This window comes from Microbacterium sp. NPDC055455, assembly GCF_053619935.1.
This window is the reverse complement of the sequence record NZ_JBSHLB010000008.1, coordinates 95620-117453: the sequence shown is the minus strand read 5'-3', so window position 1 is coordinate 117453 and position 21834 is coordinate 95620. Positions and strand designations below refer to the sequence as shown.

The 21834-nt window shown below is 65.9% G+C and carries 23 protein-coding genes and 2 pseudogenes; 14 read left to right on the top strand and 11 right to left on the bottom strand.

Annotated elements, in window-relative coordinates; translation table 11 throughout:
- Positions 1-213 precede the first annotated feature (213 nt).
- The 5 genes from ACWGUG_RS17305 (at position 214) to ACWGUG_RS17285 (ending at position 5563) form a co-directional block, all read left to right on the top strand.
- On the top strand, positions 214-1344 hold the full coding sequence (locus ACWGUG_RS17305) for an ATP-binding protein (protein ID WP_376127465.1): 1131 nt from the start codon (positions 214-216) through the stop codon (positions 1342-1344).
- Positions 1345-1382: 38 nt separating this feature from the next.
- Positions 1383-2537 carry a vWA domain-containing protein gene (locus tag ACWGUG_RS17300; protein WP_452325343.1) on the top strand — a complete coding sequence of 385 codons (1155 nt, stop codon included), beginning with the start codon at positions 1383-1385 and terminating at the stop codon, positions 2535-2537.
- A 343-nt stretch (positions 2538-2880) separates the two neighbouring features.
- Entirely contained in the window at positions 2881-3084 is a 204-nt protein-coding gene (locus tag ACWGUG_RS17295) for a hypothetical protein (RefSeq protein WP_376127461.1), read from the top strand.
- A complete protein-coding gene (locus ACWGUG_RS17290) occupies positions 3081-4238 on the top strand; it encodes a hypothetical protein (protein ID WP_376127459.1) in 1158 nt (385 codons plus the stop codon). The genes ACWGUG_RS17295 and ACWGUG_RS17290 overlap by 4 nt, the downstream gene beginning before the upstream one ends.
- Before the next feature lie 50 nt (positions 4239-4288).
- Positions 4289-5563, top strand: coding sequence for an AAA family ATPase (locus tag ACWGUG_RS17285; protein WP_376127457.1), 1275 nt, complete (start codon positions 4289-4291; stop codon positions 5561-5563).
- Here ACWGUG_RS17285 and ACWGUG_RS17280 read toward each other — a convergent pair whose 3' ends face one another.
- Both ACWGUG_RS17280 and ACWGUG_RS17275 read right to left on the bottom strand, forming a co-directional pair.
- A complete protein-coding gene (locus ACWGUG_RS17280; RefSeq protein ID WP_376127455.1) occupies positions 5564-6280 on the bottom strand; it encodes a helicase associated domain-containing protein in 717 nt (238 codons plus the stop codon).
- 69 nt (positions 6281-6349) lie between these two features.
- The gene (locus ACWGUG_RS17275) at positions 6350-6667 is read right to left on the bottom strand and encodes a hypothetical protein (protein WP_376127453.1); all 318 of its coding nucleotides are present in this window, start codon (positions 6665-6667) and stop codon (positions 6350-6352) included.
- Between the two features lie 243 nt (positions 6668-6910).
- Between ACWGUG_RS17275 and ACWGUG_RS17270 the strand changes: the two genes are divergently transcribed.
- From ACWGUG_RS17270 to ACWGUG_RS17255, 4 genes are read left to right on the top strand one after another with little or no spacing between them, the layout of a single operon-like run.
- Complete coding sequence (locus ACWGUG_RS17270; protein ID WP_376127451.1) at positions 6911-7117, top strand: hypothetical protein; 207 nt, start codon at positions 6911-6913, stop codon at positions 7115-7117.
- A 2-nt stretch (positions 7118-7119) separates the two neighbouring features.
- Positions 7120-7371, top strand: coding sequence for a hypothetical protein (locus ACWGUG_RS17265; protein WP_376127449.1), 252 nt, complete (start codon positions 7120-7122; stop codon positions 7369-7371).
- Entirely contained in the window at positions 7364-7831 is a 468-nt protein-coding gene (locus ACWGUG_RS17260) for a hypothetical protein (RefSeq protein WP_376127447.1), read from the top strand. Before ACWGUG_RS17265 ends, ACWGUG_RS17260 begins: the two co-directional genes overlap by 8 nt.
- An 11-nt stretch (positions 7832-7842) precedes the next feature.
- A complete protein-coding gene (locus ACWGUG_RS17255) occupies positions 7843-9132 on the top strand; it encodes a hypothetical protein (protein WP_376127445.1) in 1290 nt (429 codons plus the stop codon).
- Between the two features lie 16 nt (positions 9133-9148).
- Here ACWGUG_RS17255 and ACWGUG_RS17250 read toward each other — a convergent pair whose 3' ends face one another.
- From ACWGUG_RS17250 to ACWGUG_RS17215, 8 genes and pseudogenes are all read right to left on the bottom strand, one after another.
- A complete protein-coding gene (locus tag ACWGUG_RS17250; RefSeq protein WP_376127443.1) occupies positions 9149-9628 on the bottom strand; it encodes a hypothetical protein in 480 nt (159 codons plus the stop codon).
- Positions 9629-9691: 63 nt separating this feature from the next.
- Complete coding sequence (locus tag ACWGUG_RS17245) at positions 9692-10192, bottom strand: hypothetical protein (RefSeq protein ID WP_071044872.1); 501 nt, start codon at positions 10190-10192, stop codon at positions 9692-9694.
- A gap of 244 nt (positions 10193-10436) precedes the next feature.
- Positions 10437-11804, bottom strand: a complete 1368-nt coding sequence (locus ACWGUG_RS17240; RefSeq protein ID WP_282837952.1) for a glucose-6-phosphate dehydrogenase — start codon at positions 11802-11804, stop codon at positions 10437-10439.
- A 94-nt stretch (positions 11805-11898) separates the two neighbouring features.
- On the bottom strand, positions 11899-12960 hold the full coding sequence (gnd, locus tag ACWGUG_RS17235; RefSeq protein ID WP_376127441.1) for a phosphogluconate dehydrogenase (NAD(+)-dependent, decarboxylating): 1062 nt from the start codon (positions 12958-12960) through the stop codon (positions 11899-11901).
- A gap of 100 nt (positions 12961-13060) precedes the next feature.
- Complete coding sequence (locus tag ACWGUG_RS17230; protein ID WP_376127439.1) at positions 13061-13624, bottom strand: hypothetical protein; 564 nt, start codon at positions 13622-13624, stop codon at positions 13061-13063.
- A gap of 78 nt (positions 13625-13702) precedes the next feature.
- On the bottom strand, positions 13703-14020 hold the full coding sequence (locus tag ACWGUG_RS17225; protein ID WP_452325342.1) for a hypothetical protein: 318 nt from the start codon (positions 14018-14020) through the stop codon (positions 13703-13705).
- A 55-nt stretch (positions 14021-14075) separates the two neighbouring features.
- Positions 14076-14225 (bottom strand): annotated as a pseudogene (locus ACWGUG_RS17220) (AAA family ATPase); the annotation flags it as partial.
- Between the two features lie 18 nt (positions 14226-14243).
- Positions 14244-15496, bottom strand: a protein-coding gene (locus ACWGUG_RS17215) for an IS3 family transposase (protein ID WP_376127435.1) whose coding sequence is annotated in 2 segments (ribosomal slippage) — positions 14244-15214 and positions 15214-15496 — 1254 coding nt in all. Because the reading frame shifts where the segments join, the coding sequence is not laid out codon by codon here.
- A 61-nt stretch (positions 15497-15557) separates the two neighbouring features.
- Here ACWGUG_RS17215 and ACWGUG_RS17210 point away from each other — a divergent pair.
- From ACWGUG_RS17210 to ACWGUG_RS17195, 4 genes and pseudogenes are all read left to right on the top strand, one after another.
- A pseudogene (locus ACWGUG_RS17210) lies at positions 15558-16040 on the top strand (MFS transporter); the annotation flags it as partial.
- 61 nt (positions 16041-16101) lie between these two features.
- Positions 16102-17052, top strand: a complete 951-nt coding sequence (locus ACWGUG_RS17205; RefSeq protein WP_376127434.1) for an MFS transporter — start codon at positions 16102-16104, stop codon at positions 17050-17052.
- Between the two features lie 19 nt (positions 17053-17071).
- Positions 17072-17665, top strand: coding sequence for a molybdopterin-dependent oxidoreductase (locus ACWGUG_RS17200; protein WP_376127432.1), 594 nt, complete (start codon positions 17072-17074; stop codon positions 17663-17665).
- A gap of 70 nt (positions 17666-17735) precedes the next feature.
- Positions 17736-18746 (top strand): aldo/keto reductase, encoded by a 1011-nt coding sequence (locus ACWGUG_RS17195; protein WP_376127431.1) that lies wholly within the window; start codon positions 17736-17738, stop codon positions 18744-18746.
- A 319-nt stretch (positions 18747-19065) separates the two neighbouring features.
- Here ACWGUG_RS17195 and argS read toward each other — a convergent pair whose 3' ends face one another.
- Positions 19066-20733 (bottom strand): arginine--tRNA ligase, encoded by a 1668-nt coding sequence (argS, locus tag ACWGUG_RS17190; RefSeq protein ID WP_376127429.1) that lies wholly within the window; start codon positions 20731-20733, stop codon positions 19066-19068.
- Between the two features lie 339 nt (positions 20734-21072).
- Between argS and ACWGUG_RS17185 the strand changes: the two genes are divergently transcribed.
- The gene (locus ACWGUG_RS17185) at positions 21073-21633 is read left to right on the top strand and encodes a nucleoside/nucleotide kinase family protein (protein WP_282837950.1); all 561 of its coding nucleotides are present in this window, start codon (positions 21073-21075) and stop codon (positions 21631-21633) included.
- Positions 21634-21834: the final 201 nt, after the last annotated feature.

Below are 21834 nucleotides of genomic sequence, written 5' to 3'. Positions count from 1 at the left end.
ACCCCAACCAGCCGCCCATGGTCCCCAATGTCTGACCCCCCTCGTAGTCTGTAACTGTCAGAGATACAAACCCCAGGAAGGGACACACCATGACCGAAACAGAAGCAATCCAAAAGGTCGCTGACTACTACGCGGTCACCTACGGTCCCGACTTCGCCGCGGGCATCACCTACGGCTACGACGCCGACCACGACTGCTGAGAGGACAGGCACCATGACCAATCACCTGCCAACCCTGAACCGCGAGAGCAACCCGCTCCTGACCGTTATGCGAGCCGCGGGCCGCGCGGGCGTCGCCGTGCTGCTGTGGGGCAAGCCCGGTGTCGGCAAGTCGTCCCTGCTGGCGGGGCTGGCGGAGGCAGAAGGGCTGCCGATGGAGACGGTGATCGCCTCGCTTCGTGAGCCAGCCGATTTCGCGGGCCTCCCCGTCGTGCAGGACACTGGCGTCGAACTGGCCGCGCCCGCCTGGGCGACACGGCTTGCCATGGCCGACGAGGGCTACCTGTTCCTCGACGAGCTGACCACCGCACCGCCCGCAGTACAGGCCGCGGCACTCCGGGTCGTGCTGGATCGTGTTGTGGGCGATCTCACCCTCTCCCGAGGAGTCCGCATCGTCGCGGCGGCGAACCCGCCCGAGCAGGCCGCGGACGGCTGGGACTTGGCCGCGCCCATGGCCAACCGGTTCCTGCACATCGATCACGAGCCGTCCACGAATGACTGGATCGACGGCATGGTGGCCGGCTTCCAACTCCCCGCGTCCGGGCGTGTGCTCGACTACTCTCCGGTCCTGCGAGCCGCGAGCCGCGCTGAGGTCGCGTCCTTCATCCGCACCCGCCCCGACATGCTCCACATGCTTCCGAGCGAGGATGCCGCGAGCGGTCGTGCGTGGCCCTCACACCGCACCTGGACGATGACTGCCGACGTGCTGGCGTTCCTTGATCCCGGCGACACGCCCGCGACACTCCTGGCCACGACGGGCCTGGTCGGAGAGGGCGCGGCCACGGAGTACATCGCCTGGCGTGCGCTGAACGATCTGCCCGATCCTGCCGACGTGCTGGCCGACCCGGCATCCGTGCCCTGGGAGAGTCTCGAACCGTCCCGCGCGTGGGCGACACTCACCGCTGTCACCGCCTATGCCACCGCAGACGGCACGAAGAAAGGCTGGCTGTCGGCCTGGTCCCCGCTCGCGGTCGCCGCGGCAGCCGGGTTGCAGGACGTGGCCGCGGCGAACGCCAGGGCGCTGCTCAAGTCCCGCCCAACCGGCACCCGTCCCCCGGCGAGCGCGAAAGCGTTCCTCGCGATCCTGAGCGACGCCGGTCTGATCCCGCAGGAGGTCGCAGCATGAACCCGACGATCCGCCCCCTGACCGCCGACGAGCGGCGGATGCTCGCCGCCGCCCGCCTGGCCGCCGTCGAATCCGCGCCCTACCTCGCGCACGCGCTGTTCTCCGTTCGACCGCTGGCCGCGGTCGGCCTCGCGACCTTCGCCGTGGACAGGTTCTGGCGGCTGTACGCCGATCCGGCCACGCTCGCCGAATGGGGTCCGCAGATGAGCGGTGCCGTGCTCGTACACGAGGTCTGCCACCTGATCCGCGACCACGCGGGCCGCGCCGATTCCCTCCCCGGTCCCGTCGATCACGATCGCTGGAATCTCGCCGCGGACGCCGCAATCAACGACGACCTGATGCGCGCGGGCCTGCCCCTCCCGGAATGGGTCGTCACCCCCGCCAGCCTCGGTCTGCCGGATGCGGGCATCGAGGAGTCCTACTACGCCGCTATCGCGCCTCAGCCGCCTCAGACCGACGTCGGCTGCGGATCGGGCGCAGGTGACCCACGACAGCCCTGGGAGCCGTCCCCAGGCGACGCGCAGATGCCCGGCCTGGACGAGGGACAGGTGACGATCACCCGCCGAAAGGTCGCCCACGACATTCGCGACACCGTAGCCTCCGGGCGCGGCACCGTCCCCGCTGGCATGGCGCGATGGGCGAGCAAGGAACTGGCACCGGCCACCGTTCCCTGGCGCAAGGTGCTCGCCGGAATGGTGCGCCGCGCCGCCGCCCTCACCGCGGGCCGGATCACCTACACCTACACCCGACCTGGACGACGACGCCTCCCCCGGATCGTCACTCCCGCCATGCGCGCACCGCGGGTGACGGCGGCAGTGGTCATCGATACGTCGGGAAGCATGACGCGCGCTGACCTCGACACGGCGCTCAGCGAGGTCGGCGGCGTCATCAAAGCGGTGGGCGGCACGGTCCAAGTGATCGCCTGCGACGCTCACGCTGACCGCGCCCGCAACGTGCGACATGCACGCGACGTTCAACTGATCGGCGGCGGCGGAACAGACATGACGGTCGGGATCACTGCCGCGGAGTCACTGACCCCCAGCCCGGACGTGATCATCGTCATCACCGACGGCGATACCCCCTGGCCTCCCCGCCCCACCCGCGCCCGCCTCATCGCTGTGATCACTCGCGAGCACGGGATGCGAAGGCTCCCCGCCTGGGCGCGCGGCATCCACGTCCCCGCCGCCCTCTGACCCATCCTCAGGTATCGGTTGCGTCTTCGGCCTCCTGCAGTACACGATCCGCAAGACCCCACCCCACAAGAAAAGCCTCCCGCCGATGACGACCGCAGAGGCGCGCACCAGTCCGATGAGGCTGGTGGGCGAGTAGTACCCATCGTTGTGGTGACCTCGATGCCGCGGCGATCTCACGACTCCGTCGCCCTGGTGATGGCTCATCTCGTTTCCCTCCGTACAGGTGCTCCACCTACAAGGGGTGGATCTGTCTGATCGAGTCGACAGACTCGGCCCGGTGTTGTCTACTTTTCCCGGTGTCGGTGGCTCCTTGTAGGTTGGAAGTAGGCAAGAGGAGGGCACCATGACCGGATCGAGACGGACCCTGGATCACACACTCGCGCAACTGGCGGAACGCATCTGCGTCGCCGCGGGCACCGACCTCGGCGCGGTCCTGAACGACCTGACCGCCACCGCAGGCGACCCTCGAACCCCCGCCGCGATCCGCTCCGGTTGGCACGTGGCAGACACCACCCTCCCCGCCCCTGATGGGACGGTGACCGCGTGAGCCGCGCTCAGTTCGACCTCGGGGCTCGGCTTCGCGCAGCGCTCGCCGCCACCCCCGTCCCCATCGCCGCCTACGCGCCCGCGATCCCGCCCACAGGGGGCATCGCCGTCACCGTGGACACCGACGGTGAGCACGTCTACCTCGCCGCCGCTGACGACACCACCGGCCGCACGATCACCGGAACCGACCGGGCAGGCCTGGATGCGCTCTCCTCCCTCGGAGCAACCGTCACCGCTCCCCGTCGCCCGGTCGTGGTCGGAACCTCTCGCGACCTCGCCACCCTCACCGCGCTTGCCCGTGCGTACCCGGACGCCGACGCATCACCCGTGATCGGCTGGTGGGACGAGCGCCGCGACTACCCCGGCACCGACGCCGTACACATCGTCACCGACACCGCACGGCTGCGCTGGACTCTCGGCGTCCACCCCGACCGCGAGCGCGAGATCGACACCTGGGGACAGTGGCTCGGCGTCACGACCACCGGCCCGCAACGGCTCCTCGACCTCGCACGCCGCACAAGCTCCGGCCCGCTCCTACCAGGCATCCTCCACGCCAGCATCCTCGACACCGCCTCCTGGCAGCGCTACACCCACCGCCTGAGCGCCGGTCGCCCCTGGTGGGTCAAGGACACCCGCATCGACGCCGCACTCGGCCTGATCGGACGCTCCCACGCCGCCGAATGGTACGAATCCATCCGGCTCGACGACCCCCTCGTCGCGCTCGCCGCGGCCCATGACGGCACCGTTGTTCCTGGCACGATCATCGACCGATCTGAGGCGTCGGTCGTGGTCGCCGCTGATCGACCTCTCAGCCGTCTGCGGGTGGACAGCAAGGTCACTGCCTGGCTTGGAGAGCCGGTGAACGCGGGGGCAGTCTCCTGCCTCACTGGGAGCGTGAGCGCGGCGAGCATCGACACCACCGCACGCCTGACCATCACGATCAGCGGGTTGCCTCGCCGGGGAGGCGATCTGAAAGCGGGCGACCGGCTGACGCTTCGACCTGGCCGCGTCGATCCGAACATGCAAGCCAACGCCCGGCGACTCGCCGCCGCGGGCTATCGGCGCGGCACCAACTGGATCGCCGGTCGCGGCAACCCGGTCCCTCGCCGTGGTGACGTTCCGCTAGACGTGATCGTCGCCGCCGCAGAGGGATGACACTGCTGTCTACTTCTGCCGGTGTCGGAGGCTACTAGTAGCGTGAAGGTATGAGGAAAGCACCGGCCGCGACCACCACGACAGCCCCCACGCCTGCCCCGGCACCGCAGCCGCCCCACGCAACCGAGCACCTCAGAAATCCCACGCTCGCGCAAGCCCTGTTCGCTGTGTGGAGCGGCGACGCCGCAGTGGTCATCGACTCTCCTCCCGGAGCCGGAAAGACCCACCTGATCACCCGGCTCGCACACCAACTCCACACCCGCGCCGGGATGACCGTCGCGATAGCCGCGCAGACTCGCGCGCAGAGCATCGACGTCGCCAACCGCACCGCCGTCACCGGAGCGCGAACTGTCCTCCAAGTGGATGCCGAGAAAGAACGACCCCGCACCCTGAATGCGAATGTCGCCGTCACCAATGCCCGTCACCTGCAACCCGGAGCGGGCGTCATCGTCGCCACGACGGCACGCTGGCTGTGGATGCCCCTCAACCGCAGCACCCACTTCGACGTGCTCCTGATCGATGAGGCCTACCAACTCACCTTCGCCGACCTCGGCGCGCTCGGCTCCCTCGCCGACCAGTTCGTCCTCGTGGGCGACCCTGGTCAGATCGCTCCTGTCGTCACCGGAGCCACCCGCCGCTGGGACGCATCCCCTACAGGCCCTCAGACTCCCGCACCGCAGGCACTCATCGCCGCGCACGGCCCCGACGTCGCCCGCCTCCGACTCCCCCAGACCTGGCGATTCGGCCCCGACACCGCCAGCCTGCTCGCACCGCTCTACCCGTCACTGCCGTTCACGTCCGCACGGCCCCCACGCAACCTCACAATCGACCGCCAGCCGATCCCCGAATACCGCGCCACTCCGCTCCCCGCCACGGGCGGCACCGCCGATCCACGCGTGATCCTCACCGCCACTCAGACCGTCCGCGACCTCATCGCGACGGCAACCGTCAACACCCCCGGGGAGTCCCGACCGCTGACTCCCGCCGACGTCGCCGTCATCGCTCCCCATGTCGAGCAGGCCGCGCTCGCCGCGGCAGGTTTGGCCGACCTGCCCGATGTGTTCGTGGGCACGATCAATCAGGCGCAAGGTCTACAGAGAGAGGCGGTCGTGGCGATCCATCCGCTTCTCGGGCATCACGTTGACGAGCCGTTCGCCCTCGACCTCGGCCGCCTGTGTGTCGCCCTCTCCCGGCACCGCGCGCACGTGACGGTGATCATCGACGAGCGATCTGGCGATCTGCTCAGCGACGCGCTCCGAGAGCGCCCGGACGCACGCATCCTGCGCGCGCACGCCGATCTGCTGGGCCAACTCACTGCGGCGTGATCATTGCTCGACGACGGCGGGAGCAAGGCGCTGTGTCGGGTGTGTCCAATCCCATCCGGGCAGCGAGGCGATCGCTGCAGTGGTGACTTCATCGAGCTGGCCGGCCTTGTAGCGTGATCGCCAGTAGGCCACACGCCGGCCGATCGGAATGACTTGGCGTCCGATCTGGAAGACGGTGCTGAATCGCACGTCGCCGGCGTCGCGATCTGGCTCGGCCGCGATCCATCCGCGCAGCGCGGTGAGGAACTCCTCGAGCCTCGCTTTGCGCTGCTCGAGCGCACCGGGGATCTTCCCGAGCTCGCGGCGTTGGGAGTTCGTCAGTGCTGCCTCGCGCTGAGCGCGGAGCCATCGGGAGAGGAGCGAGTCGACCGCCTCGAGCCCGTCCAGGCTGCCGTGCTCCGACACGTAATCATGGAGTGCGGCGATGCGCCGTTCCCAGATCATCGCGGATCGGGACGCATATCCGCTCCAGGACCAGCCGGCACGCTCCTCGAGCTCGCGTGTCCGGACAGCGTCCAGCGTGCCCTGGCGGTACCGGATCCTCTGATTCTTCACGCGCTGCCCGAGCGGGTACGGGACGCCCGCGATGATACGGCTCGTGGCCGCTTGTGGGACACGAGCTTCACCGTGCTGCCCAATCCACCAGTCGAGCTCGTCGAGGAACGTCGTCCACGCGGCCTCCTGCGTGCGCCCCATCTCGCGTTGGACATCGCCCATCGTCTCGCACCACCCTTATGCCGGAATAACTAGACACGTTACCGGGCGGTACCGACATCCCGGGTTGGACTAGAGCGACCGGGCGGCCTCTCGAGCTCGAGCGCCACGAGCGACGCGATACGCGCGCTTCACGACGACCTCGAGCTTGTGCTCCTCTTCCGCCGACCATGGCTTTCCCGTGTGCGGATCACGGTGAATCCCGACACCGTTGCCGACGGTGACTGTCCCGACCAACGGAAAGACGCCGTAAAAGTGTTCCGTCGCATCGCTCACCTCGACGGCGGCACCTTCCGACAGCGTGACGACGGTGCGCTTCGTGACGCCGTCGGATACGACCGTGCGCAGCCGGCTCACATCATCGGCGAGCTGCTCCTGATACTTCGTCATTTTTGCTCCCTTTGTATCTCTGACAGTGTCAGCCTATCGAGGAGCTCCGACATCGCGGGCTGCGCCGCCACCACCGCGACCACGACCACGACCACGACCACTTGTAGCAACCTGTCGACTTTTCCGGCCCGCTTCCACCCCTTATAGGTGAGCACTGGCATGCCCTCGGCTTTCCGCTCGCCGCATGTCTGTGGCCCGTGATACTTTGTAACTGTCAGAGATACAAAGAAGATGGAGTGAGTGATGAGCAGAGCATTCTTCGGATGCATCCGAACAGCCCTCAGCACCGAGGCGAACACCGAGTTTCAGACGAACCAGGCGCTTGCTCGGCGACAGGAGGAGCTGGACGACTACGGGCGCTCGGGATACGTGCTCACCAGCACGATCTCGGTGCCCGCCGCGGACCGCGTCACCATAGTCGACACCATGCAGCGGATCGTCGAGGACTGATCATGCGGCGCTGCATCATGTGCGACGAGCCGAACCCGATGTACATCCCGGACGACGTCGTCGACGACTACGGCACCTACAGCTGCGGCAACTGCGGATTCGAGATGGAGTGCGCGCGAGAGCTGCCCGCACCGCCGGTCACGGCGATCCCTCTCATCCCCACTGCGATCCTCCTCTCCCTCCCGCACGTGGACGAGCCCGCACTCGAGCACACGCCGCCGGCGCTTCTCCTGACAGGGAGCCACCATGGATGACACCAACCCCGCCACAAGCACCGAGCAGCTCGTCTACATCGGCCGAGCGCGAGCAGCCTCAGGAAAGCTCGCACACTGGTACCGCCCCATCGTGGGCAACATCCTCGATTCCGGGCGGCAGGTCGGGACACTCAAGCGCTACGCGTCCAGCCCTATTGGCGCGATCGTCACCGTCCACCGACCCGCAGGCCAACCGGACCACATCTACACTGCGGGCCAGTACGCCCCCGAGATCTCCGGCGCATGGCACGACGAAGCGGCTATCAACGAGTGGCGCACAACCGACCGTGCCGAGTACCAACGCGACGCCAACGAGTCACGCGCGCGCAAAGAGCTCGCCGGCGTCCCGGACGAGTTCATCGCCGCCCTCGACACCCTCGCCGCACACTTCTCCCGCCTCAACCACAGCCAGCGCGCAGCACTGCTCTTCCTCGTGCAGACGAAGCTTCTGCGCGGATAGCGAGCAGCACAATGCACACGATCGACATCATCGGCGACCAGTTCCCCCACGGCACACCTCGAGGATTCACCGAAGGATGCCGCGGAGCCGCCTGCCCCGCGCTGATCAGCTGTCGCGACATCCACACCAGATACGCGGGCGACTGGAGCTTCAAACGCCTCATCGACGTCGGCACCCCGCTCGAGGAGATCATCGCCCGCGAGACAGCAGAACGAGACAGCGTCCGAGAACGCGACCGAGCCGCGACCCACGCGGACCGTCACGCTGAGGCGCGAACCACACGAGCGCGCGCCGCCAACCGGAAGCCATCGTCCACCCGCGGCCGCGGCGCTTCGCCCGCGGTGGCACTTCCGACACGCGCCACCCCAGCGGTGTCACCCCCAGTAGCTCCCGAATCCGCGGCACCAAGGGTGCACCCCGGATATGCCTGGCTTTCCAACGCTGAGACCCTCGCTGCCGAACTCCCCGTTGAGCAGGCGGCCGACTGGCGGCGAGCGCTCGAGGAGTATCGCTCCGCGCTTGACGCGCACGTCGCAGACCTGGCCGGATGGGCGGCCGATCGCCGGCGGGGCCGTGCAACTCTGCGCAGCGCCAAGCTGATGCTCGAGCAAACCCGGATCGCCCTGAGCACAGGGATCTCCCTGGACGGAGCGATCTCCGCTGCAGCGGATGCCGCACGAACGGAGTATGACTGTGCCCTGGCGGCGTGGGAGGAGCATGCGGCGTCCGCGAGGCCAGAACCGCCTGCCCGTCCGCGCCGGCCGCAACACCGCCTCGTGAAGCGGACGCCGGCGGCGCCGCGCGAGCTGAAGCCCCATGGGACGAACGCTTGCCGGGCTCGAGGGTGTGATCGCCCGGAATGCATCGAGGCAGGCCGTCAGTACCACCGCGCATGGGTGGCCGGGCGGCAGGGTCAGAACATCGAGACGAAACATCACGGCACGGCCTATGGCTACCAGCTCGGTTGCAAAGACCGTTCGAACTGCCCTGCCGAGATTTCCTGCGCGGATGCGTCGCTGAACGAGGAACGACGACGAGCACGGCAAGCGGGCATTCCCGCACAAGCTCCCCGTGTCCCCGCTGAGCCCGTGCGCGAACGCGTTCGAGAACTCATGGCATCGGGCATGACCATCCTCTCGATCGCCGCCGACGCGCAGGTCTCCAAGACAGGGATCAAGATCTTGCTCTATGGGCGGTCGGGTGCCCGCAAGGGCGAGGTGCCCGCGGCGATCGAACAGGGCAAGGCTGATCGGATCATGCAGCTCAAGCCCCACCGCGGAGCATCCTCACAGACTGCGTGAGTCAATCACGCACCGGTTACCGCTTCCTGTTGGCGAAGGGCCAGCGCCCATACCGCTCCGCGAACACTGCGCGGTAGTGGATCTCGACAGCCTCTGCCGACTCGTCAGGAGTTGTGGCCCAACAGACCAGCAGCTCGTCCTGATCAGCCAGCTGCCAGATGGACCGTCCACCCTGATGACTGGCACCCTTTCGCGCGAACTGGCCCAGTCGCTTGCGCAGCCCGCCGGCCTTTGCCTCGGCCTTCCCGATGTAGACCACCGGCGTGCCCTCAATCCATCGAGCGGACAAGTCCTCGAGGGGGTAAGCCGCTCCGGCGCGTGCTCTGGTCACCTCGAGTAGGTGAGGCGGTGTGCTCGCTGTTCGCAGCACGAGGTAGATGCCGGGGGAACGGGGGACATTGGCTGTGTTGAGCTCGGCGAAGGCGACGAAGCCAGCGAAGCCCACCTCCTCGAGTCCAGCTCGATCCCACGAAGCCGGCAATTGAAGCGAGCTCATTCGCCGTCCACTTCCGCAACGGCGAGCGCAATCCCCCGAGGATGCACGGACGCTCGCATCAGCTCAACCACGAACCGGCACCGAGAGCAGCTTGCCGCTCGAACCAGCAGCCGTAACGATGACCACGCCACCCTCGGGCGGCTCCACCGTCGCGATCCCGTCGGCGTCGACTGTCAGGACGTATCCGCTGACGACAGCGCGACGGTGATCCTGGATCTCCTCGATCGGCGCGTCACCGTGACGAACCACGTCGGTGTCGACGTACTGGATCGGACGCGCCTGGCCACGGACCCACGGCTTGACGGGGCTCTTCTGCCCCACCAACGAGGCGAACTCCACCGACTCCTCGGCGTCGAAGTAGACGCGGCCGTCCTCTTGGCGCTCATGCGACTTCACGTCATAGACGGAGACCACCTGGTCGTTGTAAACCCCGACGACCACATCGCCGTAGCGTTCCACAGCCTCATCGGTCACCCCGGCCCACCAGCCCAGAGTGGCGTCCTCCATATCCCTGAGGCCGGCGAGCACCTCTCGGTAGGACTTGCGCAGATTCACGACGATCATTGTTCTTCCTTCATCCGGTGAAGATGGGTCTTCTTTGTCACTCGTTTCGAAGATAGCACTTCTTCAACCCAAGATGTTTCTGTAGGTTCCCGCCCGAAATGGCGAAGGTTTCCGCTATTCCACGGTATTTGACAGCGACTTACGGACAAGGAATCCACGCGAAGTGGCGGATTCCTACATTCCGCCAACTAGCAGTGGAGCTGTAGGCGGTTCGGATCGGAAGAACTGCCCGCGCGGATCCGAGCTACCGGCCCTTCGGGCCGAGGGAGCCGGCCGTGTACTCCTCGAGCGGGACCTCGCCATTCCGCCAGGCGCGCAGCACCGGTTCGAAGATGCGCCAGCTCTCCTCCGCCATGTCGGCCCGCACCGACAGCAGCGGGTCACCCTCGACGATGCCCTGCAGCACCTGACCATAGGGGAGCAGGTCGCCCAGCTCTTTCTTCGCAACCAGGGTGCTGCGTTCCAATGTGAACGCGTCGCCACTTCCGTTCATCGTCAGATCGAGTTCGACTGAGCCCGACTTGAGATCAAGCGTGATGCAGTCGGGCGCCGGAGCGCCGCCGAACCCGGGGATTGCCGGCACCGGCCGCATGTGCACGCGCACCCGAGTCACGTACTTGCCGAGAGCCTTGCCCGACCGCAGCACGAACGGCACGCCATGCCACCGCGCGGTGTCCACCTCGAGGGTGACCTGCGCGAACGTCTCGGTCTCTAGCGCCGGATCCACCCCCGGTTCATCCGTGTACGAAGGCATCGATCGCTCGCCCACCTTGCCGGCCGTGTAGCGGGCCCGGCGGCTGGAAGTAGCCGGATCGTCGTCCCACACGTGGGTGGCGCGCAGAACCTGGGAGGCATTCGATCGGAGCTCGACCTCGTTCAGCCGCGGCGGCCGCTCCATCGCGACGAGCGCGAGGACCTCGAGCAGATGGCTCTGCAGCATGTCGACGAGGGCACCCGCGTGGTCGTAGTAGCCGCCGCGCCCCTCGAGTCCGAGCAGTTCGTCGTACACGATCTCGACGCGTTCGATGCGGCGGCTGTTCCACACCGGCTCGAGAAACTGATTCGCGAAGCGCAGGCCGAGGATATTCAGCACCATCGACATCCCCAGGAAGTGATCGATGCGGAACACCTGCTCTTCGGGCACAAGCTGCGCGATCTGTCGGTTCAGCGCGCGCGCAGACTTCAAATCGGTGCCGAACGGCTTCTCGAGCGCGAGGCGAGTGCCATCGGGGAGGTCAAGCGAACGCAGCGAGGCACACACCTTGGTGGTGACGGCGGGCGGCAGGGCGAAGTAGATGATCGGCGTGTGGTCGCACGCCGCGATCAGACTGCGAAGCTGCTCGGCATCCGTCACGTCTCCCGTGATATACCGGGCGGATTCGAGGTAGCGGTCGGCGTTCTTGGGATCGGTGACCAGCGCGAAGCTGTCGCGGATCAGCTGCCGCCATTCCGCGTCCGTGCGCTCTTCCCGAGCCGCGCCGATCACCTGCACGTCGTAGTCGTGCGACGACAGCAGGCTCGCCAGCCCCGGGAGCAGCAGGCGCTTAGTCAGGTCGCCCCCGGCTCCGAGAATCAACAGGCTCACGCTCTTGGGTGCTCGACGCTTGGTCACAGCCCCAATGCTAGGTCGTGGTCGTCCGGCGCGAGGGCCCCTCGTGCGCGAGCCCCTCCGGTGCTGCCGGTTGGATCCCGGTACACGCTCGAGGTCACGCGCTGGCGGAGTCCGCCTTCCGGCTGCCGGCCTCCAGCACGTCACCGGCGGGAAGCTCGGCGTGCCCGCCGAACTGCAGGCGCATCGCCGAGAGCAGCTGGTTCGCGTAGTGATCCTCACCGCGGGAGGCGAAGCGCTCGAACAGTGCCGCCGCGAGCACCGGGACAGGCACTCCGGTGTCGACAGCGGCCTTGATCGTCCATCGCCCCTCGCCCGAGTCCGACACGCGACCCGCGAGACCGTCCAGCGTCGGATTCTCCTCCAGCGCCGCAGCCGTCAGGTCGAGCAGCCATGAGGAGATGACCGATCCGCGACGCCACAGCTCGGTGACCTTCGGAGTGTCGACCGTGAACTGGTAGAACTCCGGCTCCTCCAGTGGTGCGACCTCGGCGGAATGCTCGGACTCTCGGATGCCGGCATCCGCGTTGTCGAGGATGTTCAGCCCCTCCGCCAGCGCCGCCATGATTCCGTACTCGATGCCGTTGTGCACCATCTTCACGTAGTGCCCCGCGCCCGACGGCCCGCAGTGCAGGTAGCCCTGCTCCTCCGGCGCGTAGTCGCCTTCCCGACCGGGAGTTCGAGGGATCTCGCCCGGCCCGGGTGCGATCGTCTTGAGGATCGGCTCGATCACCGATACCGCCTCGTCGGGGCCGCCCACCATGAGGCAGTAGCCCCTCTCCAGTCCGAACACGCCGCCGCTCGTGCCGACGTCGACGTAGTGGATGCCACGCTCCTTCAGCTTCGCGGCCCGGCGGACGTCATCTCTGTAGTTGGAGTTGCCGCCGTCGATGATGATGTCGCCGGGCTCGAGTACATCGGCGACCTGGTCGACTACCTTTCCCGTGAGTCCTGCGGGGATCATCAGCCACACGACACGTGGCGCCGGCAGCTTCGCAACCATCTCCTCGATGTTGCGGCTGCCCTCCGCCCCCTCACTTTCGAGAGTTGTGACCGCCGCTTCGGCGACGTCGAAGACCACGGTGTCGTGACCGTCCCGCATCAGCCTCCGCGCGAGATTCGCACCCATCCGGCCGAGGCCGACCATTCCCAGCCGCATGCTTCCTCCGATTACTCGATCGACCCCACCCAGGCGGCGGATCACCGGAGTCTACGGCGAGGTCGTCCCGGGAAATAGCACCGGGGAAGACCGAGCTCGTCTACGACTCGGCAATCTCCGGTTCGTGGTCTGGGCCACTCGAATCGACCATCGCTGCGGTTGCATCGAATTGCGACATGATCAAGGCCGCTGTGCTTGTGAAGCCAGCGGCAAGGGCGATGAGGATCGACGGGACGAAAGCGGACGTGGGAGGCGCCCATCCTCCGATGATCCAGGGAAGAACGATCAACACGACGACGGCCGCCGTGCTCGTCCATTGATTGACCAGGAGTGCCGACGAATCGCCGGATCCGCCCTTCATCAACATTCGCCGCCCCGTGTCGACCGTGGAGACCGCCAATATCGCACTCAGGGCGATGAACGCCGCGGCACCCCAGATCGTGTCCAACGCCGCGAGAGCCAATGATGCGAAGAGTGCCAACGCGTAGACGACGAAGACCCAACGCACACCCGAACGCAGATAGCGATCGGCCGTATCCGACGCCATGAGTCGGCGGTGCATATCGGTGTCGATATAGAAGAACACTCCCACAATGAATGTTCCGAGCAAGGTCGCTGAGACCCCGGCGACGCCCAAGAGAAGTTCATCCACGTTGATGCGCATGGTCGGTCAAACCCCTCTTTCGTGTGGTGTGGACTCTGTCACGCACTCATGCTGTCATGACACTCGGGCGGCGGATCCTCAGGTGATGCGGGTTGCAACGCGATTGCAGAGCGTGATCCACTCGCCTTCCGGCCTGAACTCCCAGTGATGGGTTTGAGTGCGTCCGTCATCGTTGAACGTGATGGTGGCGCGCTCCTCGTCGCCGGTGAGGGTCCAGACGTCTCCGTCGACGGTGACGAGATACTCACGCGCGAATCCGTGATTCTCGATGCTCCATGAAAAGTAGGTCGAACGGTCGGCGTCCCATCCGAGGAAGCTCATCGTGTCGAAGGGTCCGTTGGCGCGCTCATTCTGAACGATGAAGAAATCGCCGGAGTGCCAAACGGCCGAGTGCACGCTCCGCCACGGTTCCCTGTGGAGTTGGCGCTTTTTGGCGGTGTTCTGTGATCGCTTAGTGTCGCTGGTTGCCAATGACGAGGGTGCTGGCGGCGGCCTCGATGACGTCGTCCGTGATGGTGTCCAGCTGGTTGATCTTGAGGACCCGGTTGATCTGAGGGAAGAGTCGTTCGAGGAGGCGGAATGAGTCACCCCGGCATGTTCGGAGAGCGTTTTGCTGGTGTCAGCCCGTTCGTTCGAGGGGTTCGGTGTGAGCGTAGTCGAGCTGCTCGGCCTCTACGGGGGTGAGGTCATCGATCGAGCTGTGGGTGCGTTCGGTGTTGAACCACTGCACCCAGCTCGCGGTGGCAACCTCGACCTGGTCGACGTCGCGCCAGGGGCCTTCGTGGTGGATGAGCTCGGACTTGTAGAGCCCGATCTGCGACTCCGCGAGGGCATTGTCATACGCATCGCCGACGCTGCCGACGGACGCGTCGATGCCCTCATCCACGAGCCGATCCGTGAAGGAAATCGACGTGTAAACGCTGCCCGCATCCGTGTGATGGGTGAGGCCGGCGAACCCAGCGATGCCCTCACGACGACGCGTCCAGAGCGCCATTTCGAGACAGTCCAGAACCAACGGTGTCGTCATCGAAGTGGCGGCGCGCCAGCCGAGGATGCGGCGGGAGTGCGCGTCGAACACGAACGCGACGTAGACCCACCCGGACCATGTCCAGACATACGTGAAGTCGGCGACCCAGAGCTGGTTCGTGCGGAATCTCGCGAAATGCCGGTCGACGAGATCAGCTGGTCTGGTCTCCCGCGGGTCCGCATCGACCGGACGCTTCCGGCGCCCGCGGATCACACCGGCGATGCCCAGTTCTCGCATGAGGCGTTCGACCGTGCAGCGGGCGATATCGTGCCCATCACGACGGAGCCTCAGCCAGAGTTTCCGGGCGCCGAGGAGCTTTCGCTGCTTCTGCCACGTCGCCAGGACGATCGACTTCCACCGTTCGTCCGACACCCCCCGGGGTGAGGGGCCGCGGCGCCTCGCGTCGTAGTAGGTCGATGGGGCGATCTTCACGTCATGCTGGCTCAGCACGGCGCAGATCGACTCGACACCCCATCGCAGCCCACCATCCCGGCGGTCCTTGTGCGCCTCGATGAAGGCGACTAACGCAGGTGTGGCCGGTCGAGTTCGGCCGCGAAGAAAGTCGAAGCCGCCTTCAAGATCTCGTTCGCCCGCCGCAACTCGGCGTTCTCCCGCTTCAGCTTCTTGATCTCGGCCTGCGCGTCGGTCGTGACACCCGCCCGGTCGCCGGCATCGACCTCACGCCGGCGAATCCACGTCCGGATCGTCTCCGGCGAACCGATACCGAGCATCCCCGCCACCGCCGTCATCGCGGCATACTCGCTCGGATAATCGGGCCGCACCTCGGCGACCATACGGACAGCGCGCTCACGAAGCTCACGCGGGTACTTACTGGGACGTCCCATAAGACAGATCCTTCCAAGGAATCTGCCCTCCGGACACACCGGGGTGACTCAGGACGTGGAAATGTTGTCGTTGGACTGGTTGGTCCGGAAGGCTGGGCGTAAGGTGACGGGTGTGTCCCGCCACGAACGGCTCGTGCTCTCGATCGCAGTGGGAGCATCGTTCGTCGTCTTCATGAGCGGAACGGTCCTCACGGTCGCGCTGCCCAGAATCACCGACGACCTCGGTGGGGGTCTCGTGGGGCAGCAGTGGATGATCAACGCCTACCTGGTCACGCTCGGTTCGCTGATCCTCGTCGCTGGCTCTGTCAGCGACTCGCTGGGTCGCGCTCTGGTGCTTCGCGTAGGTCTAGTCGGGTTTGCGGTTGCCTCCACGGCCATCGCCCTCGCACCAACCGTGGAACTGGTCGTTGGTTTCCGGGCCGTGCAGGGCGCCGCGGGCGCGTTCCTGGTACCGAGCTCGCTCGCATTGATCACGTCCACGTTCCGCGGTGCTGCCCAGGCTCGGGCGATCGGCATTTGGACTGCCGCCACAAGCATGGCCTCCATTGTCGGCCCCATAGTCGGCGGACTGCTCTCGGACTTCCTGTCGTGGCGGTTGGCTTTTCGTGATCAACCTGCTACCGATCGTGATCGTCCTGGTCCTCGTCGCCGTGGTGAAACTGCGCGACGTACCGACGGGCGGGCGAGTCGACATTCTCGGGGCGGCGCTATGCGCTTTGGGCCTGGGCGGTCTCGTGACTGCGCTGATCGAGGGACCGAGCCAAGGCTGGGCCGAGCCTCTCGTGCTCGGATGCCTGATCGGGGGTGCCGCGCTTTTCCTCGCCTTCATCGCCCGGCAGCGATATGGTTCACACCCGATCGTGCCGCTGGAGCTGTTCAAGAAGCGAAACTTCTCGAGCGGAAATCTGGCCACGATTTTCGTTTACGCAGCCCTGTCACTAAACGGGTTCGCCCTGGCCATCTTCCTGCAGCAGTCGGTTGGCCTCTCTGCGACCGCTGCCGGGCTGGCATCGCTGCCCATGACGATCATCATGATCCTTGGAAGTTCCGCCATCGGTTCGCTCAGTGGTCGCTTCGGACCACGACTGTTCATGACCGTCGGGCCGATCATGATGGCCCTTGGCTCGCTAATGCTTCTCACCGTGTCAGTCGACTTCAACTACTGGCTGCAAGTGCTGCCTGGCGTCATCGTGTTCGGAGCCGGCCTCACGGTGACCGTCTCGCCGCTGACGAGCGCCGTGCTCGGCTCGGTGCCCATCGAACGCTCCGGAACCGCGTCGGCGATCAACAACGCGGTTGCCCGACTTTCCAGTCTCGTCATTGTTGCTTTGCTCGCCGTGATCGTCGGAGGGCAAATCGACCTCTCAGGGTTTCACCGCGCCGCTGTCGTCACGGCAGCACTTCTCGGTGCGGGCGCTCTCGTGTCATGGGCCGGGATCCGCACTGTGATCGAGCCGAATTCTCTGACCAAAACGATGGTCACGGCTGAGCCCTGCACAGCGTCGGATATCCCCGTGGCTGTCGGCGTCGCACGAGCACACCCAAGACCCAGGTGACAAACGAAGGAGCTATCCGATGGGAGTGATCAACAGCAGATTCGGTGGGCGTCGCGGCGACGACGATTCACGGGTGCCACCGGGCCAGACAGTCGTCGACGACTGGCCGGTCCTGACCGCTGGCCTGACGCCCGATATCGGAGCGCACGAGTGGACGTTCACCATCACGACCGAGACGGGCAACGAGCACCGATGGGACTGGAACGCGCTCCAAGACGTGGGCGTGGAAGACATCGTCGCCGACATACACTGCGTCACCCACTGGTCGAAACTCGACATGGCGTGGCGCGGAGTCTCCCTGGACCGGCTATTCAAGGACGTCAAGACGTCCTATGACTACGCCATGGTCCGAAGCCATGGCGGCTACACCACCAATCTGCCCCTCAAGGATCTGCTCAACGGCCAGGCCTGGATCGCCACCGAGGCAGAAGGTGAGCCCTTGTTTGATGAGCACGGCGGACCCGCGCGTCTTCTCGTGCCCCATCTCTACTTCTGGAAGAGCGCCAAGTGGGTCCGCGAGATTCGGATGATTCCCAGCGACGAGCCCGGGTTCTGGGAACGGAACGGATACCACCTCCGCGGTGATCCGTGGCAGGAGGAGCGCTACTCGTGACCCATACGGGCAGGACGGGTCGCCAGCTGTGTTGGAGCTCAGCGTCGTGAGGCACGAAACGGAGGAGAACATGACCGCGCACAACGAAGTCGCTGACCATGCCGGCCGCGAAGAACCTCGCGCACACGCGAAGAGCGAGGCAGATCACAGCCAGGAGATAGGCAGGATTGGGCTTGGACTCGCGGCTCTCGGACGACCGGTCTACCTCACGGCGGGCAGAACCGATGCCTTCGGCGCTCCTGGCGACCGAAGCGTCGACGCCATGCGTGCCCGGACGTTCGAGGTGTTGGATGCTGCGTGGCGACTCGGCATCCGGTTCCTTGACGGCGCCCCCTCGTACGGGCACGCGGAAGACTTCCTGGGAGCATGGCTCACCTTGCACCCGACTCGCCGCGGTCAACTCTTGGTCAGCTCAAAATGGGGGTACGAGTACGTTGCCGGATGGGACCCCAAAGCGACAGTCCACGAACGCAAAGAACACAGTCTTGAGATGCTCGAGAAGCAGTGGCCCCAGAGCCGTGCCGCCCTTGGGAGCACTCCAAATTTCTATCTGGTCCACTCCGTAACTCCTGACAGCCCGGCGCTCAGCGATCCCGCTCTGCTCGCGCGGCTGAGAGCTGTGACGGACGAGGGCACGCAAGTCGGGCTCACCACCAGCGGCCCGTATCAAGCACAGGCCATCGACACAGCGCTGAGCCTTCCATCATCGCCGTTTTCCGCTGTGCAGACCACATGGAACCTGCTCGAACGATCGGCACAGCGATCTCTCGAGACCGCTGCCGACCACGGGTGGACGGTCATCGTGAAGGAAGCCATGGCCAACGGTCGCCTCGCGCCAGGTGGGACACCCGAGGTGGACCGCCTCGCGGCTGCGGCTGGCACCACCAGCGACGCGCTCGCAATCGGCGTGGCCCTCGCGCAAAGCTGGGCTCACATCATCCTCAGCGGTGCGGTAACCCCCACTCAATTGATAAGCAATACGAGTGCCCAACCGTTGATCATGGACGCCGCAGAACTCGACCGACTGTTGATCCCCACGGACAGATATTGGGCGGAGCGAGCCGCACGCACGTGGAGTTGACCGGCCTGAGCCCTCATGTGCTGGGCCTTCGGGCAGCCGTCCCCTCCCCCACGGGATCGGTGATAGTCGTGCAGTTCTCGTCGAGGTCCGCGACGACCTAATCCCCCCGAGAACGTCAGCTGTCTCAGCGTCGGCCCCGCGGCGAGTCCTCGGCGACGAGATCGGCCAGTCGGCCGAATCAGTCGCGAAGCTCATCGGCCGTGATGTCGCCGCCAGTTACCGCCACACACGCGATCGAAGTCCCGGCGTCGGAAATCGTGATCGTCCCGCATGCAGTGATGCCCGGCCTCCGCCTCGGCGGCCGTCGTGGTCCTTCGCGCTACATCCGTTCAGGCGCGTCGACGCCGAGAAGGTCGAGTCCGTTGCGCAGAACCTGACCGCTCGCGTCATTCAGCCACAACCGCGTTCGGTGCACGGCTTCGATGGGTCCGTCGCCGAGTGGGATCACGCGGCACATGTCGTACCAGCGGTGGTACAGTCCGGCCAGCTCCTCCAGATAGCGCGCGACGCGGTGCGGCTCGCGCAACTCCGCAGCAAAGCCGACGATGCGCGGGAACTCCTGCAGGGCGCCCAGAAGTGCGGCCTCCGTCTGGTGGTCGAGCAGTTCGGGCGCGAACTCCGAGCGGTCGACACCTGATGCGGCCGCGTTACGTCCGACGTTATGCGTACGGGCGTGCGCATACTGCACGTAAAAGACGGGGTTGTCGTTCGTCCGCTTGCGCAGCAACTCGGGGTCAAGCGTGAGCGGCGAGTCGGCCGGGTAGCGTGCCAGCGAGTATCGCAATGCATCGGTCCCAAGCCACTCACGAAGGTCGTCCATCTCAATAATGTTCCCGGCGCGCTTGGAGAGCCTTGCACCATTGACCGACACCAGCTGGCCGATCAGCACCTCGATGTCCTTCTCCGGGTCGTCCCCGGCGGCACCGGCGAGTGCCTTTAGCCGATGAACGTAGCCGTGATGATCAGCTCCGAGGAGATAGATCTTGTGCGCAAAGCCGCGGTCGCCCTTATTGAGGTAGTACGCGGCGTCAGCAGCGAAGTACGTGTACTCGCCATTGGATCGACGGATCACTCGGTCCTTGTCATCGCCGAACTCGGTGGTGCGCACCCACACCGCATCATCAGCATCGAAGACGTGGCCCTGCGCCCGCAATCGGCCCACCGCCTGTTCGACGAGGCTGGGAGCCCCGCCGGTGCCGGCCGCGTGCAGGTCTCGCTCGGAGAACCAGACGTCGAAGGCCACATGGAAGGCTGCGAGTGAGGCCTGCAGCTCGGCGAGCTGGAAGCCGTACGCGAGATCACGCGCAGTGGTCATCTGCTCAGCGTCGTCGAAGCCGAGCAAGTCGGGCCGCGCCGCGATGACCCGCCGCGCCAACTCGTCAACGTACGCCCCGGAATAGCCGCCTTCCGGTGCGGGCTCGCCCTTCGCCGCCGCGATCACCGAGCGGCCGAAACGATCCATCTGCACACCAGCGTCGTTGATGTAAAACTCCCGGACGACCGTCGCACCGCTGGCACGAAGCAGTCGCGCGATGCAGTCACCGAGCGCCGCCCAGCGGGTGTGGCCGATATGCAACGGACCGGTCGGATTCGCGCTGACGAACTCGACGTTGATCGAGTTGCCACGCTGCGAGTCGTTGGTGCCGAAGGCCGCGCCGGCCTCGACGATCACCCGCGCCACCGACCCAGCTGCCGCGGTCTCCAGTCGTATGTTGATGAAGCCGGGGCCGGCCACTTCGACGGTCGCGACACCGGGAGTCGCCGTCAGGGCCTCTGCGATCTCGGCCGCGAACTCCCGCGGATTCGCTCCGACCGTTTTGCCGAGCTTGAGCGCAGCGTTGGAGGCCCAGTCACCGTGGTCGCGGTTCTTCGGCCGGCCCAGCAGGAGGTCAGCGACGCTTAGATTCTCTGTCGATCCGGAGCGCCGTGCCTCCGCAAGCGGAATGATCACGGCGAGCAGGGCTTCGGCGAGAGCGTCAGGATTCATGACCGGGCCAGTCTATGGTCGCCGTCATGTTGCCCTCCGGCACCCTGGGAAAGTCCATTAGTTGCAGCCCGGACACGAGAATCGCGGTGGGATGGGCCGGTGAAGCAACTTCTCGGTCCATTTCTGGGATGAGAAGGTTCCAGGAGTTTGGATAACACCATCCCCAGAACTGGCCCAACAGGACCAACATACGCTGCCATCGGAGGCGTGCTGCCGGACACCGGCCTACGGGCCAAGGCTCATCTTGACGCGGGGCGCGCTGAAGCTACATCGCTAAACTGGTCCTGCTGGGCCAATAGCCGTTGCGACAGCAACTGTGCGTGCCGGATACTGACCCTCATGACAACGGCCGAAAGTGCAACCATCTTTGATGATCTCGTCGGCGAGATCATCCAGCACCACCCACGGGGGCGCGTTCTCATCGCGATCGACGGAGTTGATGCACAAGTATCCGGTGGGTTTGCTCTCTCGCTGGCGGAGGCGATCAGAGCCAGGTCGCGGGTAGTTGTCCGGTCGACAAGTACGGCGACCTCCGATCCCGCGCAAGGGTGTAATCTCTCGTTTCCTCGGCATGAGGGCTATCTCGCCGACGACGACTACAGTCGGCTGCGCGACATCGTCTCGCATTTCCGTGACGGCGACCTGTCCACAGATACCTCAGAGACGGTGATTCCTAGCGACGCGGTGCTGATCGTCGACGGCCGATTCCTCCTGCGACCAGAACTGCGGGGAGTTTGGCATTTCGGGGTGTGGCTAGAGGGCGACACCCGTCTCAGCGACGAATCACTCGAAGCACAGATTCGCTACAGCCGGGACAGTGCACCCAGGGCCGCCGCAGACGCCATCTTCGATGTCACGAAGACTGATGCGCCCGCTCGAGTATGGGCTGACTCGTGCTGACCTTGCAGCATCCGGCCCATCCGGCCCTCTCACGCGGGCAGCGAGCCTCAGAAAAGGTGAAAACAGCCGTTACGACGACTTCCCCACACCCACTCAGCCGCGACAAGCCAACGTGCGCCGTCCAGCACGTTCGTCCGGGCGGCGGCGCCTCACGCGATGATCGAGGACTGGCGCCCGACAATGTGCGATGCCGCTGTCACG